The following is an 808-nucleotide window of genomic DNA, read 5'->3' as shown; positions in this document are numbered from 1 at the left end:
GCTCAAACCCGATTACCTACGTGGAAGGTTTTACCGCCATTCGCGATTTATTTGCTAATATGCCCGAGTCAAAAATGAGAGGCTATAAACCCGGACGCTTTTCGTTTAACGTGCGAGGCGGAAGGTGCGAAAATTGCGACGGAGACGGGACAATACAAATAGAGATGAATTTTCTGCCAGATGTTTACATAACGTGCGATGTATGCCATGGCAAAAGATTTAACAGAGAGACTCTTGAAATTCACTACAAAGGAAAAAATATTGCCGATGTTTTGGATATGACAATCGAAGAAGCGGCTGATTTTTTTGCCGCAATTCCGCAAATAGCCCGAAAAATGCAAACTTTGCTCTCCGTTGGGTTGGGTTATGTGAAACTCGGGCAATCGGCGCTTACGCTTTCCGGCGGAGAGGCGCAAAGGGTAAAACTGGCGCTAGAGCTTTCAAAACGCTCCACAGGCAGAACCCTTTACATTTTGGACGAGCCGACTACAGGACTGCACTTTGCCGACGTAAAACAATTAATGGACGTTATTCAAAGATTGGTGGATCAGGGAAATACGGTTATAATGATAGAACATAACCTTGATGTGCTTTTGCAGGCGGATCACCTTATCGACTTGGGTCCTGAAGGCGGCGAAAAAGGCGGTCATATTATAACCACTGGAACGCCTGAGCAAGTAGCCGATTGCAAAGACTCTTACACCGGCTCATTTATAGCGGAAATGTTAAAAAGGTGCGCAGGGCGTAAAAACAGGAGACAATGATAAAAAAAATACTTTTTTTATTATGTTTTATGTCTCTTTTTATA

Annotated in this window: 1 pseudogene; it reads left to right on the top strand. The window is 43.6% G+C overall.

Annotated elements, in window-relative coordinates:
- A pseudogene (locus ACYVTD_RS14195) lies at positions 1-764 on the top strand (excinuclease ABC subunit UvrA); the annotation flags it as partial.
- Positions 765-808: the final 44 nt, after the last annotated feature.

This window comes from Treponema sp. R6D11 (assembly GCF_054786075.1).
Note: the sequence above shows the minus strand (reverse complement) of the source record. Positions and strands in the feature narration are given on the sequence as shown.